Source organism: Bacillus pinisoli (assembly GCF_023036475.1).
GTDB lineage: Bacteria > Bacillota > Bacilli > Bacillales > SA4 > Bacillus_BS > Bacillus_BS pinisoli.
On sequence record NZ_JAJQKI010000014.1, the window covers coordinates 1 to 15501 of the forward strand.

Here is a 15501-nt window from a genome sequence, read left to right on the forward strand (position 1 = left end):
CAAATAGTCTGGTAATGATGGCGAAGAGGTCACACCCGTTCCCATTCCGAACACGGAAGTTAAGCTCTTCAGCGCCGATGGTAGTTGGGACTTTGTCCCTGTGAGAGTAGGACGTTGCCAGGCTGTTTTGAAAATTATTCCACCATAGCTCAGCGGTAGAGCACGCCCGAATAAGCCTCATCGAATACGCATCAGCGTACCGATTGAGCTACATCTTGAGTTAACTTTCTGAGATCGGGACGTTCGTATCAAGAAAAGCTATGTGCGTAAAAAAGATTATAAGATTATTCCACCATAGCTCAGCGGTAGAGCATTCGGCTGTTAACCGAAGGGTCGTAGGTTCGAATCCTACTGGTGGAGCCAACTTGGAGAGCTGTCCGAGTGGTCGAAGGAGCACGATTGGAAATCGTGTAGGCGGTTAACACTGTCTCGAGGGTTCGAATCCCTCGCTCTCCGCCACAATAACCACGAGGATTTATATATGGCCCATTGGTCAAGCGGTTAAGACACCGCCCTTTCACGGCGGTAACACGGGTTCGAATCCCGTATGGGTCACCAATGGAGGATTAGCTCAGCTGGGAGAGCACCTGCCTTACAAGCAGGGGGTCGGCGGTTCGATCCCGTCATCCTCCACCATATTTGCATAAAAGAACAATTTAAGATTTACCTTTTATTATCGCGGGGTGGAGCAGTCTGGTAGCTCGTCGGGCTCATAACCCGAAGGTCGTAGGTTCAAATCCTGCCCCCGCAACCAAATGGTCCCGTGGTGTAGCGGTTAACATGCCTGCCTGTCACGCAGGAGATCGCGGGTTCGATTCCCGTCGGGACCGCCATTTTAGTTTAATAGTTTTTATGGCTCGGTAGCTCAGTCGGTAGAGCAAAGGACTGAAAATCCTTGTGTCGGCGGTTCGATTCCGTCCCGAGCCACCATTTATTATATAGTCCATATATATGGAGGGGTAGCGAAGTGGCTAAACGCGGCGGACTGTAAATCCGCTCCCTCGGGGTTCGGCGGTTCGAATCCGTCCCCCTCCACCAAAGTTTTTTCGCCTTAGCGAAAATAACTATCAATACTGCAAAAACGGAAATTATCACGTTTTTACAGTAAAAATAATATATTAGGGGTATAGTTTAAAGGTAGAACGAAGGTCTCCAAAACCTTTGGTGTGGGTTCGATTCCTGCTACCCCTGCCAATAATATAATATGATGGCGATCGTGGCGAAGTGGTTAACGCATCGGATTGTGGTTCCGACATTCGAGGGTTCGATTCCCTTCGGTCGCCCCATTTTGTGTTAAATAGTCAATTTTCCATCAGTGTTTGCATATATATAAGTATCCATTGTTCATGCGGAAGTAGTTCAGTGGTAGAACACCACCTTGCCAAGGTGGGGGTCGCGGGTTCGAATCCCGTCTTCCGCTCCAAATGGCGGCATAGCCAAGTGGTAAGGCAGAGGTCTGCAAAACCTTTACCACCGGTTCGAATCCGGTTGCCGCCTCCATATATTTTTAAAGTAGATCCAATACCCATTAAGGTATGGTTTTTTTATTTGCCGGACGTTTTTATGAGATTGACCAAATAGTCATAGCATGTTATATTATTTCTTGTCTCCACTTTTTATTTTGCCGGTGTGGCGGAATTGGCAGACGCGCACGACTCAAAATCGTGTTCCTCTGGAGTGCCGGTTCGACCCCGGCCACCGGTATCTATATTCGTAAACAAAAACCCCCTTACTCTGAAACTAGAGTAAGGGGGTTTTTGTTTTTACTCCACCAATCCTTGTTTACTATATAGGATATTCTCCTACGATTTATTAGGCATTGTTATGCTACCTATTTGTTTAGTTGTTCGTAATCAATATAGTGACTATGAATGGATTAATATCGTCAGAATAAAAGGTAATCTAAAATAGACTCGAAGAAAAGCGTTTGATAGTATAAGAGTAATACATAAAAGGAAATACTTGGAGACAAAGGGAGTTGGTAGATTGAGTTTACAATTTGAAGTGAAAAAGACAGTACAGGAGTCAAAAGAAAAAGTATACAACGCATTGACTGATCTTGAATCTGCTCATAAGTGGATGCAGGGGTTTGTGAAGATTGAACGTCTAGATGATGGCCCTTTGAGGGTAGGTAGTCAGTGGAAAGAAACAAGAAAGATATTTGGGAAGGAAGCCTTTGAGTTTTTTGAAGTAGTGGAACTAGACGAACCAGACAAGAAAGTAGTTCGTTGTGATGGAACGAAAGGAACAACAGGTAAAGGAGAGTATGTATTTACCTACATATTAACTACTTCAGGTGATCAGACAGAGATTACGTTACTTGGTGAGATTAATGGACTTACTGGAGTCACTAGGTTGTTTGGAAAACTGATGGTAGGTGCTTTTAAGAAAAGTTGTGCAAAGGACTTGGATGCACTTGTTACATACTTAGAAAAAAAATAGATAATATCTGTAGCAAATAATTAGGAGGAAAATATGGGACGATTAGTTCATTTTGAAGTTCATGTAGATGATATGGACCGCGCTAAGAAGTTTTATGGAGAGGTATTTGGATGGAGCTTTGAAGATTGGAGCGAATATGCCGGCATGCCTTATTTTGGCGCAGTAACAGGAGATACAAATGAGCCTGGAATTAACGGTGCCTTGATGCAACGCCGAGGTGCTCCACCCGAACAAAATCAACCACTAAATGGATATGCTTGTACAATGGGAGTGGAAGATTACGATAGTACTGATGCTAAAATCCTTCAGAATGGTGGCAAGGTTGCATTGCCTAAGTATGCTCTACCTGGAATGGCGTGGCAAGGATATTATCTTGATACTGAAGGAAATATATTTGGTATTCATCAACCTGATCAGAATGCTAAATAGAATGAATAAGAAAAAATCACAGCGAAGCATGGTCTGTGATTTTTTCTTATTTAAAATATACCTGCTCCTCTACATTAATATATCTTTTGTGGGAAAGATTACAAATTAGAAAACTTGTCCTTTACATAGTAGAGAAAGCGAGATAGGATCTATACTAGGTTCAGATCTGGCTGTGTTCTTCTTAGTACAGCTACTCCTAAGGAAACCGTTGCAAAAGCAAATTATGTCCCAATGCTTGTTAATTCCGCTAATCGGTCTAACGGTACAAATGAGAGAATAATGCAACAAGAAGACCTGATATAAGGCTTTAAAACACCGCTAGTTCCATTAATCCCCATACTAGCTGTTTTATTTTGTGTGGATCTAATGCTTCAGCTTTCCTCCTTTACATGGACAGGAATTGGGGTGTGGTAATTAATTGGATTGGTTATTTACTTTACGTATGGTTATCGTAACAGTGTTCTAAATAAAGAGACTAAGATGGATAAATAATAATGAACCTAACACTCACTTACCCTAACATTAGTGAGTGTTTTTGCTTGTGAAAAACGATCGTTGCTTCATTGATTGCAGCTTTTTTGTATCGGTGGATTTTTTGATCCAGCGTCCTTGTGATATAGTGAGGAGAAATGAAAAAAAGAAGGAAAAATTCATGATATCAACTTTACAATATATTAAAGAATGGCAGCAATCTTTACAAGCGGAGATTCAATACTTAAAGAAATATGGTAGTACAAAATACCATGTGATAAACGGTCATTTGCTCTTAAACGATAATGGGTTTACCTATTATTTTGAAACAACTTCATCCATAAGAATTCCTGTCGGCTCACTTGTAAAAGTAGAATGGGGGAGTATGAAGCAGGAGGCGCGCATTAAATCTTCTGAGGGAAAAAGTTTAATCCTGACCGCTCAGACATTTATGGGAGACCTTATTTCCGAAGCGGTTGTTTTTCATGATCCTTGGGAGTTATTAGAAGAACTTATTGAGCGATTGGATGAATGTAAGAAGAGTAAAAGAAAGAGAAAAAGAATTAAGTATTTAATGGAGCCACCACTTGAAACAAGTCATCCTATAGAAAAAGTAAAAAATGGAGTACATGAAGTCTTTTTAAGGTCTAAGTATAATCCGGTTACCTTCTTATGGGGACCACCTGGAACAGGTAAGACGTATAATCTAGCTCGTGTTGCCATCCAGCATTATTTGAAAGGGAAGAGGATTCTACTATTATCTCATAGTAATCAAGCCATTGATGTTCTCATTGCTGAAATTGCAGGATCGTTACGAAAAAAAAGGAAATTACGTGAGGGAGATATTTTGCGATATGGTTCTCAAATAGGAGATGTCTTATCTGTTTTTGAGGGAATCACGACCACACAGCTTATTCAGCAGAACGATCCAATGCTTGCGGAGGAAAAAAGAGAATTAATAGAAGAGAGACAAAAGCTAAAGTCTGATCTAGCTAAGTCCTTTAGTAAAAGGGACACGGACTACTTACTAGAAATTGAAACAAAACTAGCTAGATTACTTGAAAGAATAAGATCAAAGGAAGTAAAACTATTAAAAGACGCTTTTATCGTCGGAACAACACTAGCAAAGGCAGCATCAGATGAGACCATTTACCAAAAGGATTATGATGTAGTTATGCTTGATGAGGCTAGTATGGCTTATGTTCCACAAGTTGGCTTTGCGACCACGCTTGGGAAAAGAACCATTGTGTGTGGGGATTTTAAGCAACTACCACCCATTGCTGCAAGCAACCACCCTCTCGTTAATAAATGGTTAAAGCAAGATGTGTTTCATGGCTCAGGTATCACTGAATCAGTTACATCTGGAAAATTACATCCACAGTTATATTTGTTAAACGAACAAAGAAGAATGCATCCCGACATATCAGCGTTTACGAATCAATCAATATATGGTTCACTTGTCTCCGATCACTTAAGTGTAAAAACGAGTAGACAGACAATCGTTGAACGGTCTCCATTTCCTAATAGAGGTTCTGTGTTAGTCGATTCGAGTTTTATGGGCGAGTATTGTATTGTAGAGAAGTCATCTAGCTCTAGAATCAATCTATGGCAACTATTACTCTCCTTTCAACTGATACATGAAGCGTATATTGGTGGCTCACGTTCAATAGGGTATGCCACTCCTTACCGAGCTCAAGCTGAACTGATGCAGGTACTTCTTCAGGATCTGTATATAAAAGAACTAGAAACATCTGATATCATTGCGGCTACCGTTCATAAGTTTCAGGGAAGTGAAAGGGATGTTATGCTTTTTGATAGTGTTGACAGTTTCCCACAACATAGAGCGAGCATGCTTTTAACTGGAAAGGAAAGTGAGAGATTAATTAATGTAGCTGTGACTAGAACGAAGGGAAAATTTATTCATGTAACGGACACTAATTTTGTCAGGAAGAATATATACCGAGGAAAGACAATGAGAGCGCTTGTGGAATATCAATTATCTAAACAGCAACAAGTCCTTCCTAGTCAAATAGGAACGTGGGTGAGAAATCAACACTCCAGGTTAAAATGGCAGCATGCGCTAAAACTAGATCAACTATATCATGATTTAAAAGTAGCCAAGGTCTCGGTTCACCTATCTTTACCAAAAGGCTCTGACCTCCCGGAGGAATGGCAGGAAAAGCTAAAGGAAGTGTCAAAAAAGGTGAGAAAAGAAATATATGAGCTCTTACCTTTTCCTTTTGTGATCATTGATCAACGCTATCTATGGCTCGGCGTTCCACTAGTGAAAATGAAAAACTTACATCCACCTTATGTCGCAGTTAGACTAGATTCTGAGCAGATTGCTCAGTATGTATTGAAACAGATATCCGAATAAAAAGTGACAACTCTACTAGGACAGGAGTTGTCTTTTTTTATGCTCCTTTATAGAATTATGTCGCTTTTCCATCCAGCTTTACCTGAAGTTTTCTGTTTAATACTTGCAGGGGATTCTTTTTTTCATATCGAACTAGTACATATAGAATATGAACAATCATTCATAAATGGGGAGTGTGTAAGATGATGGATGGAATGAATCGTAAGATCTTGCTAGCAAGTCGACCGAAAGGAATGCCTGATGAGAGTAATTTTGAAATGACCCATGGTCCTATTCCAGAGATTAAAGAAGGAGAAGTATTGATTAAAACATTATACCTTTCTGTAGATCCGTATATGCGCGGAAGAATGTCAGATGCCAAATCATATGCAGAACCGTATAAAGTGGGCGAGCCTTTTGTAGGTGGGATCGTTGGGAAAGTTGTGGAATCAAGGAACGAGAAATATAAGGTAGGAGGTTATGTTGAGGGGCGTCTAGATTGGGCAGAGTACAATGTGTCTGATGGTAGAATGATTCGTAGATTGAATCCGGAATTAGCTCCTATTTCAACAAATCTTCATGTACTTGGCATGCCTGGATTAACAGCGTATTTCGGACTCATCTATATTGGAGAACCAAAAGAAGGGGAGACTGTCGTTGTTTCGGGTGCTTCGGGGGCTGTAGGAACCATTGTTGGTCAAATTGCCAAGCTAAAGGGCTGTAGAGTCGTGGGAATAGCTGGTGGAGAGGACAAGTGTGCTTTTCTAACAGATGAACTTGGCTTTGATGCTGCCATCAATTACAAGACGACAGACAATTTACGGAAAGCCATAGCAGAAGTTTGTCCGAATGGAGTGGATGTATATTTTGATAATGTAGGAGGAGCCATTAGCGATGCCGTCATGTCGCTGATTAACTTTCAAGCCAGAATTGTCATCTGTGGACAAATATCACAATACAATCTAGAAAAGCCAGAGCTCGGTCCTAGGGTAGCGGGACAACTGCTTACGAAAAGTGCATTGATGAAGGGCTTTATTGTTACAGACTATGCTAAGCATAATAAGGAAGGTTTAACAGAGCTTTCACAATGGATTCAAGAAGGGAAGCTACAATACCGTGAGAATATCGTGGAAGGTTTTGACCAGGCAGTAGATGCATTTTTAGGTCTTTTCCGTGGAGATAACATTGGAAAACAGTTAGTAAAGGTTGCAGACGAATAAGAGAATAATTATTTTTAAAGCACTACCAAAAAAGACACTGCTAAATATTCAGTTGAACATTCGGCAGTGTTTTTTGTTTACTAGAAAAGGTTGCAGTTCCTTCTTAGAACATACCATTCACATTAGGGGAATCTTCAGGAATAGCTTGACCCACATCCCATAATTCAACAATTTGATTTTGTTGAAACCGAAAAATATGAACAACCGCTCCGCCGATATCATCTGGATGCTGTTTGATATGGGAATGAATGGCCACAACTTCTCCATCTTGCATCGTCAATTTCACTTCAAGTTCCTTGTTAGGATTCGTCGTAGCACTTTCTTCCATTGCAAGCATAAGGGACTCTGCATCTCCTTGAAAAAAGGGGTTATGGTGTAGAAAGTCAGGGCTTACGTAAAGTTGGTAAGCTTCACGAACGTTTCCGGAAGCTACTAGTTTCAGAAAATCTACTGCAATCTCTTTCAAATTACTCATTTGAATCTTCCTCTCCATGCTTCCTTTTTGTCAGATCTCGAATCTCCCTTAATACAGGCATTTCCTCTAATTCTTCTTCCGTTACAAGGTCCCAAAGAATGCCACTTGGTTTCTTATAAGGGGAATTCGTCTTGATTAATTCAGTTTCAGTCGCAATATAATCCACAGTTAGATCATAGGGATCTCGCGGAATATCGAGTTCCGTTAATTGTGCACTATGAATTGTACCGATAATAGGAACATCTGGATTTCCAAGCTCACGGATAATCGCATATTCACGGTCTGAATAGCCTTCCCCTTTTCCTACTCTTCGACCGTCTCGATGTAAGGCAACGGATCCAGTGAAAAACAAATCAATTCTAGGCATTTCTGAAAGAGGGATTTCTTTTCCATATGACTTGATGTGAGAGAGACTGGCTGCTTTACGCTCTTCCCCATGTGGGACCCATTCAGGCTTTACCATGATAAACCCAGCTTTAAGTCTAGGAGTAGGAACGAGCAAAGTCTTCCCATCTTTTAAAATCTGGGCGCGAATCGGTAGCTGCGGTGAATCGGGATTTACTTTAATTACCTTTGCTTCTTGGTATTCAGGCATTGTGGTCACAAAATGAGCGGCCTTCTCTGCTCCTTTAAAATTGGGAATTCGATTTTGCAGTGGAAAAGGGAATCTTCCTAATTTTTGCTGTGCTAAGTAGTTCCATTTCTCTTCACGTATATCTTGTTTCGTTACCATTCCATGCACCTACTATACAATTTTTATAATCTAAGTTTAGCAATCCTTCACGTATTTTAAAAGGAGCTTAGTTCCTCTCCATTATATCTAGCATGAATCCTCATAATTTAAGATTGGTGACAAAAGCTATAGACAGGAGGGATGATCATGGCAGCTTGGCTACAAGCAATTATTTATTTGGCAGCGACTATTATTTTATTGAGATTAGCGGGGAAACGAACCCTGTCGCAAGCAACACCAGGGGAAGTCGTAATTATGATTGGTATTGGTACCGTTTTAGTTCATCCACTAAAATCAACGGATACATGGATCAGTGTTTACCATGGGGCGCTTATTGTTGTGGGAATCATTCTAGTTTCCCTCTTTCAAATCTATATACCGAAGCTAAATAAATATATTATGGGTGAACCAATCTTACTTGTAAAAGACGGGCAGGTTCTCCATCATAATTTGAAGAGGGCTCGAATTCCTGAAGATGAATTGAAGATGAAGCTACGAGTTAAAAAGATAAATGATATAACAAAATTAAAATCTGCTACCTTAGAAGTCAGTGGTGACATCGGCGTTGAGTTCAACGAGCAGCAAGCATATGCCACTAAAAAAGACATTGAGGATTTGAAAAAAGCCATTGACTTGATAGGTAGTAAACTAGGTTCCCAGGCATTGCTGTATTCTTCACAGAGTAATGTAAATCAAAATCTTTTTCATCAAGTAGAAGAGGTAAAGGAAAGGGACCCGTTACAATAAGATGAAAGCATAAGTCTTGTTTGGAAAGCTTATGCTCTTTTTCGTTATAGAAAGTGTTATGATTTAGGTAAATTCTAGTTTTGTGCAGAAATCTTTTAAACGTGCAGAACATGTAAGTTTTCGTGCATAAAATCTTTTTGGTGTGCAAAAACCACAAATTGTTGTGCATTAATTTTAAAAGATGTGCAAAACAATGGAGAGGGGTACAACATGACAAAAATGAATGAGTATTTTGATACTGCCATGGAAGCCTGGTCCATGATGCAGAAGACAGAAGGCGATGAAGGTGCCGAGTGGGCAGAGCGATTCGAACGGTATTTTTACGAATTTATTAGTGAATTGAAATTCTGGTGGACCGAACTAGATGAAAAGCCAGTAACAGTAGAAGAGGTAGAAGAATTACCAATCATACAAAACTTTGCACAGAGGATACCAGGACCAGTTTATATTACATTCATAACAGAACTAGAAGATATAATGGATGGCTTTGATACTAGTAGATTTGACTAAAAATTGGATATTAGTAGAACAATGATACTTTTATGAACCTTTGTATAGTGAATCTATACAATGACATAGAATATGCTTGGCTCGGTACTCATCACACTATTGCAAACATATGTTCTTATGGGTATAATGGTTTAGAAGTAATTGGTAATTTACATATTAAAGGAGATGGTACAATGTCTGTGAAATTAATTCCGTATTTAGTTATGAATGGTAATGCAAAAGAAGCAATTGAGTTTTATAAGAATGCCTTAAACGCAGAAGTGGGATTCGTTCAAACGTTCGGGGAGATGCCAGACAATCCGGATTATCCATTACCTGAAGACGCAAAGCAACGTATATCGCATGCGACCATTAAGGTTGGAGAAACAGAATTAATGCTGTCGGACACATTTCCTGGACAACCGCATCAAAGCGGAAACCAAGTAACCATCTGTATTTCGACCAATGACGCGGAACAATCCAAAGCTATGTTTGATGAGTTAAGCAACGGAGGCACGGTAACAATGCCGTTACAAGAGACTTTTTTCAGCCCTGCATATGGTGGAGTAATTGATAAATATGGCGTGAGTTTCCAAGTATATACGCACGGTGAGCATTAGAATATCTACTACTTATAGTAGAACTCTACTTAAGCTCTATCAGTTTATATTAATTTTCTATATTCAATTCTATAGACAAGTAAGAAACTCACAAATAATTAGTATGGTTGATGCTTTTTGAACACAATTTCTTAATAGTTGCGCAAGGGAGCGACAGGTTACTTGCATCCAAACTCTAAAAGCAAAAAAGCATACGATAGGAGCCAAAAGAAAAGACAGGAGACTGTCTTTTTTTATTTGTTTCAAGATGAGTCTAAAAAGGTCTATAAAAACACTAAGTAAAATGTAATAGAAGGTATAGTTACTTAGTTGTAGTTTGATAGTCTTTTATCCGTATTTTAAGGGGTTCATGGAGGTAAAAAGAACGACTTGAGAGTATATCTTACCTATATTAGTTTTTATGGGAGGGTATGATGGGGATGAAAAAAAGAAAGCTGTTAACAACAGTATGCACCACCTTAATTGCAGGGCAATTTTTGCTGACAAGCGGGATTAAAGCAGAGCAGGTCAAGGGACCTATCACATCAACGGGGGTACATGAACATACGGAGTCTCACTATTATGATATGCGTAATGTCTTAAATCGAGTGCTGCCAACAGATGCACAATTGGATGCAGCAAATTCGTTCATTCAACGTGTTGGGGCTGGAGTGAAAATAGAATGGAATTCTTTATTTGGAACCCCTTCTACAATTATTAAAGACAAGGGTTACTTGACTAAGCCATCAAGTGATAGTGCTGAAAAGGTTGCTCGCAATTGGTTAAAAGAGAATGCTTCTTTATTTGGTTTGAGTGCAAAAGACATTGATTCTCTAGTCGTGATTCGTGACTTTGCGATGCCTGGTACCGGCTTACATCCTGTAACGTTCCAACAAACGTTTGACGGGATTGAATCTGTTTACGGTGGCAGAATCATCGTCGCAGTGAATAAAGATGGACAAATCTTATCTGTGACAGGAAACGCGAGCCGTTCTAAGAGCTTAGTAACAGATTTTAAGCTAACAGCAGCGGATGCGTTAAGTAGAGTCATTTCATTAGAAGCACCTAGTATTAATCTTGTTCCTAAACTTGTAGGAACAGAAAAAGGCTGGACTGTTTTTGACGGAGCAGGAGTACTGCCAACGAATCAACGTGTGAAAAAGGCAACGTTTATTACGACAGAGGGGGTAAGACCTGCTTACCGCGTTCTATTTATAGAGGAACTAAACGAAGGATATGAAGTGGTTATTGATGCAGCAACGGGTGAGGAACTGTATAAGCGTTCGCTTGTAGATTACCTCTTAGAAACGCAAGGACTCATTTTTGAAAACTATCCAGGTGCACCTGCTGGAGGGACACAAGTGGTAAAATCCTTTAAAGGAGATCCAAAGGCATCACCACAAGGATGGCTAACACCTGGTACAGGTTTTGGTGTAACAACCTTTGGGAATAATGCAAACTCTTACGCAAACTGGAGTAACTTCTTAGTTCCAGCAGATCAGGCTACTCGTCCTGTTGCATTAGACGGGGAATTTAGTTATCTCTTTAAGAACGCTTGGCAAGAAACAAAGGGGCAGACGGTACCTCCTTCATATGCAGAGGACCTAAACAGTGCTGCGACTAACTTGTTTTACCATCATAATCTTTTCCATGATTACTTTTACAATTTAGGTTGGACTGAAGCAGCTGGAAACCTCCAACTATCAAACTTTGGTAAAGGTGGTTTGGATGGAGATGCCATTTTAGGTCTTGTTCAAGCAGGTGCGTTATCTGGAGGAGCTCCTACTTATACAGGTCGCGATAATGCTTATATGTTAACATTACCAGACGGAATTCCTGCATGGAGTGGAATGTTCTTATGGGAGCCAATCGCGGGTGCTTTTGAAGGTGAGTATGCAGATGGAGATTTTGACGCAGGTATTATCTATCATGAATATTCACATGCGCTCTCTAATCGTTATGTTGCTGGAGGAGAAGCACTAGGCAGCCATCAATCCGGTTCAATGGGTGAAGGCTGGGGAGACTTTTTCGGTATGCATTACTTAAATAAGAAAGGCCTACAGGATAAGCCGGTTGTCGGTGCCTATGTGACAGGTAATACAAAAAGTGGAATCCGTAGTTATTCTCTTGACGAAGCGCCTTACAATTTTGGAGATGTTGGATATGATGTGGGTGGTCCAGAGGTACATTCAGACGGTGACATCTGGGCAGCGATACTATGGCATGTGAGAGAAGAGGTAATAAAGCAATTCGGTAAAGTAGAAGGAGAAGCCATTATAGAGCATCTTGTGATGGATGCAATGCCAATTTCGGTTCCAAATCCATCGATGGTTGATATGCGTACAGCGATTATTGCTGCTGACTTTGAACGTTATGATGGAAAGCACTATGATGCGATCTGGACGGCGTTTGCACAACGTGGATTAGGCGCGAATGCCTTTAGTAATGGCGGAGATGACACAGATCCAAGACCTGGATTCATTCATCCAGATGGAATTCGTAATGGACTTGTTATTGGTAAAGTCATCAATACAGCAACAAATAAACCGATTGAAGATGCTAGGATTATTGTGGGTGAATTTGAAGCAAGAACGAGCCCGGTTGCAGTATCAAGTGATAAAGGATTTTTTGGAACTTACATGGTAGAGGGCACATACGACATCACGATTCAAGCGAAAGGGTTTGGTTCTAGAACGATAGAAAATGTTGAAATCAAACCTGGTAAAGTTAATAATCTATCATTCAAGCTAGGTCCGAATGTTGCCTCTTCTTTTAATGGAGCTACCATTAAGAGTGTATCTGGTACTTCAGACAGTAACCCAGCTAAGTTTGCCATTGATGATACCGAAGCAAGTGTATTTGCATCTAATACGCAAGAGAATGGTTTCTTAGGTGCTGAACTTGTTGTGGACTTAGCAGGAGATAAACCAGTAGAGATTTCACATTTACAACTGAGTGCAATGAAGGATATTTCAGCGAATCGTTTTGCTACCATGAAAAACTTTACAGTTCAAACTTCTTTAGATGGTGTGAATTGGACATCCGTTTGGAAAGGGAAATTTACTACGGACCAGCCTAGACCAACTATAGCCAATTTACATTACCAAGGCTTTGACCTGCCAGTACCAGTTCAAGCCAACTATCTGAAATTGATTGCTCATGATGCACAGGACATTGCAAAAGGTTTCATTCAAGTAGCCGAACTACAAGCATTTACGGAGAAAAAAGCCAAGATTGAACCAATGACGATTGAACCAGTGGCACCATTTGTCGCAGAGGGTGTGGTGCAAGTAGGGAATGCAGGCACAGGAATTGGCAGCCTTGCAGGAGTCCCAGCAACTCTAGCTGTCACTGAAAACGAATTTGTCACAACACAGAACCCTGAGCCTACTTCACAAGGTGTTGATGGTCATGTTATTACATTACCTGAGCAATATGGTGATGGTATTCATAACTTCACAGTAGAAGGCACAAATGATGGCTCATATGATTATGATGTATATTTCTATAATAAGAACTTTGAGCTGATTGGTAGTGTAGCTACATCTGGAGCAAATGAGGCAGGGGTCATTCCAGGTGGAACACGTTATGTGTATGTGGGACTATACACAGGAGCGAATGTGCCGTTTACGTTTACGGCAACTAGTCCTTATTAAGTTGGTTGGCTTATATTAAATAGATCTTGTAATAGATAAATGGGATCAGGTCTTTACCTGATCCCATCTATTATTAATGAGTGGTTCCTTGAGCCTTTGTATATGCATTAAGCATTAAGTTCATGTCTTGTTGCATTAATTGAGGTACTTGGTAGTAGCCATGCTTATTTTGGTATAAGAAAATTTCATAGCTCATTTCAATGAAATTCGGTACACTGTCAGCAATAACGCGGCGAAGTACAGGGTTTGTCATTTCAAGGGCTGTCATTGCTAATAAAGTTGAAAGAGTTTTCGTATTCCCAAGCATATAAGCAGATAATCCTTGGTCTGATAAGTCACTTACCGATTGATTAGGTTTTTTAGGTTGACCTGGCTTCACACCATAGATTACCTCATTACTCTGGTTCATTTTATATTGTTGGGTAGCAATCTTTGGATCTTGACCCGTAGAGAAAGCATCCACAATCGTGTTATACATTTGGGTTACAAATTGATGTTGAGATTGGGCGATACTTTTCAGCTCAGGATCTTGTATATGTTGTTCATACATTTGGAACTGGTCTAGCATATTAATGAGACCTGCAATTACTTCATGAGCATCAAATATTTCATGACCACCATGATTGGGTGAATATGTAGTTTGATTCTGCTGCATATTCGGTGGTGTCATTTGTTGTTGTCCAGTTTGATTTGTAATTTGGTTTTGCATTTGTATTCCTCCTTGTTGAAAGTAATGATGTTCATATCTATAATTTCCTCTTTCCAACCATTCATGTATATTGTTTTACTACTTCTTCATCCGGATTCTTCCATATGGTGATGGTCCTCTAATACATAAAAATCTAACGACAGGTAACGATAAAGGAGATAAAAAGAGGAAGGCAGGACATAATTATGCTATCATTCAAACCGAGTTGCTGGTCAGAGCATGGGGAACTTGAAGTGGTAATGCTTTGCTCACCATCTAGTTTAGATATACCTGATCTTAAGACTGCAGAGGACGTCCAGTGGAGTGCCCCTGTTAATGCGTCAAAGGCACATGAGAACTTTCATGAGTTAAAAGAGACTTTTATCTCATTTGGAATAAAGGTTATTGATTACTCTGAGGAACTGACAGAGGAAGAAAATCAGTTAAGTAAACAGCTAATTAATCGTTTCTTTGTTCGAGATCTTGCATGCGTTTTTGGGGATATCATTATTCCAGGTGAACCGGGTATTTCGATGAGAAAACCTGAGTATGTTCAATCTCATTTACTATTGAAGAAATGGTTTCCTGAGCAGTTTTTAATTAATGAAAATAATGATGTAAAAGCGTTGGAATATGGTGATGTTCTTATTCTTAACAATGATGCAGTTTTTATAAACGTTGGGATGAGATCGAGTATAACAGGAGTTGAGAGGATTAAGGATAAACTATTCCAAGCTGGCTTCTCAGAAATAGGCATTATCGATTTACCTCGACGTTCTGATACGCTTCATTTAGATATGAATTTAAACGTAGCAAATGAGGATCTCATTATTTCAAAAAGTTATTTACGTTATTTTCCAATCAATGTGCTAACGGAATCTGAATCACGCTATGAAATGCCAGAGCAATTTTTAAAGCGTCATGGATTCGATGTGTATTGGCTCAAAGAATATGACACCATCCCGGATATTAACTTTCTGAATTTAGATCCTGAGACTTTGTTAATTAGTAAACAAGCACATAAGCAAATGTTAAAAGATCATCCAAAGATAAAGAATAAGAAAATGATTGAAGTGGAAGTAACGGAGTTGGAAAAATCAGGCGGGGGCATACGCTGTATGACCTTACCGTTAAAGCGTAAGACTGTTAAATAACGTATAAGTAGCAGACTCGGATGTTTAAGAGTCTGCTTTTTT

12 protein-coding genes, 13 tRNA genes, 1 rRNA gene and 1 pseudogene are annotated in these 15501 nt (G+C 39.8%); 24 read left to right on the forward strand and 3 right to left on the reverse strand.

Going from position 1 to position 15501, the window contains the following annotated elements; translation table 11 throughout:
• Positions 1–7: 7 nt before the first annotated feature.
• The 19 genes and pseudogenes from rrf to LT143_RS16760 all read left to right on the forward strand — a co-directional run bounded on the left by rrf (position 8) and on the right by LT143_RS16760 (position 6918).
• Positions 8–123 (forward strand): 5S ribosomal RNA (gene rrf, locus LT143_RS16670).
• A gap of 165 nt (positions 124–288) precedes the next feature.
• Positions 289–363 (forward strand) — tRNA-Asn (locus tag LT143_RS16675).
• A 4-nt stretch (positions 364–367) separates the two neighbouring features.
• Positions 368–459: transfer RNA gene (locus LT143_RS16680), tRNA-Ser, on the forward strand.
• A 24-nt stretch (positions 460–483) separates the two neighbouring features.
• Positions 484–558 (forward strand) — tRNA-Glu (locus LT143_RS16685).
• Positions 559–560: 2 nt separating this feature from the next.
• Positions 561–636 (forward strand) — tRNA-Val (locus LT143_RS16690).
• Positions 637–677: 41 nt separating this feature from the next.
• Positions 678–754: transfer RNA gene (locus tag LT143_RS16695), tRNA-Met, on the forward strand.
• A 3-nt stretch (positions 755–757) separates the two neighbouring features.
• Positions 758–833: transfer RNA gene (locus LT143_RS16700), tRNA-Asp, on the forward strand.
• Between the two features lie 21 nt (positions 834–854).
• Positions 855–930, forward strand: a tRNA-Phe gene (locus tag LT143_RS16705).
• 23 nt (positions 931–953) lie between these two features.
• A tRNA-Tyr gene (locus LT143_RS16710) sits at positions 954–1038 on the forward strand.
• Positions 1039–1120: 82 nt separating this feature from the next.
• Positions 1121–1194, forward strand: a tRNA-Trp gene (locus LT143_RS16715).
• 16 nt (positions 1195–1210) lie between these two features.
• A tRNA-His gene (locus LT143_RS16720) sits at positions 1211–1286 on the forward strand.
• 62 nt (positions 1287–1348) lie between these two features.
• Positions 1349–1423, forward strand: a tRNA-Gly gene (locus tag LT143_RS16725).
• A gap of 3 nt (positions 1424–1426) precedes the next feature.
• A tRNA-Cys gene (locus LT143_RS16730) sits at positions 1427–1500 on the forward strand.
• Positions 1501–1623: 123 nt separating this feature from the next.
• Positions 1624–1704: transfer RNA gene (locus LT143_RS16735), tRNA-Leu, on the forward strand.
• A gap of 282 nt (positions 1705–1986) precedes the next feature.
• Positions 1987–2442, forward strand: a complete 456-nt coding sequence (locus LT143_RS16740; RefSeq protein ID WP_246944821.1) for an SRPBCC family protein — start codon at positions 1987–1989, stop codon at positions 2440–2442.
• A gap of 33 nt (positions 2443–2475) precedes the next feature.
• The gene (locus LT143_RS16745) at positions 2476–2871 is read left to right on the forward strand and encodes a VOC family protein (protein WP_246944823.1); all 396 of its coding nucleotides are present in this window, start codon (positions 2476–2478) and stop codon (positions 2869–2871) included.
• 318 nt (positions 2872–3189) lie between these two features.
• A pseudogene (locus tag LT143_RS16750) lies at positions 3190–3285 on the forward strand (amino acid permease C-terminal domain-containing protein); the annotation flags it as partial.
• Positions 3286–3523: 238 nt separating this feature from the next.
• Entirely contained in the window at positions 3524–5719 is a 2196-nt protein-coding gene (locus LT143_RS16755) for a DEAD/DEAH box helicase (protein WP_246944825.1), read from the forward strand.
• A 182-nt stretch (positions 5720–5901) separates the two neighbouring features.
• Positions 5902–6918, forward strand: coding sequence for an NADP-dependent oxidoreductase (locus LT143_RS16760; RefSeq protein WP_246944827.1), 1017 nt, complete (start codon positions 5902–5904; stop codon positions 6916–6918).
• Between the two features lie 103 nt (positions 6919–7021).
• Here the strand turns inward: LT143_RS16760 and LT143_RS16765 are convergent, their stop codons facing one another.
• The gene (locus tag LT143_RS16765; RefSeq protein WP_246944829.1) at positions 7022–7393 is read right to left on the reverse strand and encodes a nuclear transport factor 2 family protein; all 372 of its coding nucleotides are present in this window, start codon (positions 7391–7393) and stop codon (positions 7022–7024) included.
• Positions 7386–8126 carry a 5-formyltetrahydrofolate cyclo-ligase gene (locus LT143_RS16770; protein WP_246944831.1) on the reverse strand — a complete coding sequence of 247 codons (741 nt, stop codon included), beginning with the start codon at positions 8124–8126 and terminating at the stop codon, positions 7386–7388. Before LT143_RS16770 ends, LT143_RS16765 begins: the two co-directional genes overlap by 8 nt.
• A 147-nt stretch (positions 8127–8273) precedes the next feature.
• Here LT143_RS16770 and LT143_RS16775 point away from each other — a divergent pair, with 147 nt between their 5' ends.
• The 4 genes from LT143_RS16775 to LT143_RS16790 all read left to right on the forward strand — a co-directional run bounded on the left by LT143_RS16775 (position 8274) and on the right by LT143_RS16790 (position 13617).
• Positions 8274–8873, forward strand: coding sequence for a DUF421 domain-containing protein (locus tag LT143_RS16775; protein WP_246944833.1), 600 nt, complete (start codon positions 8274–8276; stop codon positions 8871–8873).
• Positions 8874–9083: 210 nt separating this feature from the next.
• Positions 9084–9383 carry a hypothetical protein gene (locus tag LT143_RS16780; protein WP_246944835.1) on the forward strand — a complete coding sequence of 100 codons (300 nt, stop codon included), beginning with the start codon at positions 9084–9086 and terminating at the stop codon, positions 9381–9383.
• Between the two features lie 173 nt (positions 9384–9556).
• On the forward strand, positions 9557–9982 hold the full coding sequence (locus tag LT143_RS16785; protein WP_246944838.1) for a VOC family protein: 426 nt from the start codon (positions 9557–9559) through the stop codon (positions 9980–9982).
• Positions 9983–10395: 413 nt separating this feature from the next.
• On the forward strand, positions 10396–13617 hold the full coding sequence (locus tag LT143_RS16790) for a M36 family metallopeptidase (protein ID WP_246944841.1): 3222 nt from the start codon (positions 10396–10398) through the stop codon (positions 13615–13617).
• A 73-nt stretch (positions 13618–13690) separates the two neighbouring features.
• On the opposite strand, the gene LT143_RS16795 is transcribed toward LT143_RS16790, so the two are convergent.
• Complete coding sequence (locus LT143_RS16795) at positions 13691–14326, reverse strand: spore coat protein (RefSeq protein ID WP_246944845.1); 636 nt, start codon at positions 14324–14326, stop codon at positions 13691–13693.
• A 185-nt stretch (positions 14327–14511) separates the two neighbouring features.
• On the opposite strand from LT143_RS16795, the gene LT143_RS16800 reads away from it, so the two are divergent.
• The gene (locus LT143_RS16800) at positions 14512–15459 is read left to right on the forward strand and encodes an arginine deiminase family protein (RefSeq protein WP_246944847.1); all 948 of its coding nucleotides are present in this window, start codon (positions 14512–14514) and stop codon (positions 15457–15459) included.
• The last annotated feature ends 42 nt before the right edge of the window (positions 15460–15501 follow it).

Coding starts and splice junctions, on each gene's coding strand:
- LT143_RS16760 (WP_246944827.1), top strand. CDS start 5,902: ATGATGGATGGAATGAATCGTAAGATCTTGCTAGCAAGTCGACCGAAA.
- LT143_RS16745 (WP_246944823.1), top strand. CDS start 2,476: ATGGGACGATTAGTTCATTTTGAAGTTCATGTAGATGATATGGACCGC.
- LT143_RS16765 (WP_246944829.1), bottom strand. CDS start 7,393: ATGAGTAATTTGAAAGAGATTGCAGTAGATTTTCTGAAACTAGTAGCT.
- LT143_RS16775 (WP_246944833.1), top strand. CDS start 8,274: ATGGCAGCTTGGCTACAAGCAATTATTTATTTGGCAGCGACTATTATT.
- LT143_RS16800 (WP_246944847.1), top strand. CDS start 14,512: ATGCTATCATTCAAACCGAGTTGCTGGTCAGAGCATGGGGAACTTGAA.
- LT143_RS16755 (WP_246944825.1), top strand. CDS start 3,524: ATGATATCAACTTTACAATATATTAAAGAATGGCAGCAATCTTTACAA.
- LT143_RS16795 (WP_246944845.1), bottom strand. CDS start 14,326: ATGCAAAACCAAATTACAAATCAAACTGGACAACAACAAATGACACCA.
- LT143_RS16780 (WP_246944835.1), top strand. CDS start 9,084: ATGACAAAAATGAATGAGTATTTTGATACTGCCATGGAAGCCTGGTCC.
- LT143_RS16790 (WP_246944841.1), top strand. CDS start 10,396: ATGGGGATGAAAAAAAGAAAGCTGTTAACAACAGTATGCACCACCTTA.
- LT143_RS16770 (WP_246944831.1), bottom strand. CDS start 8,126: ATGGTAACGAAACAAGATATACGTGAAGAGAAATGGAACTACTTAGCA.
- LT143_RS16785 (WP_246944838.1), top strand. CDS start 9,557: ATGTCTGTGAAATTAATTCCGTATTTAGTTATGAATGGTAATGCAAAA.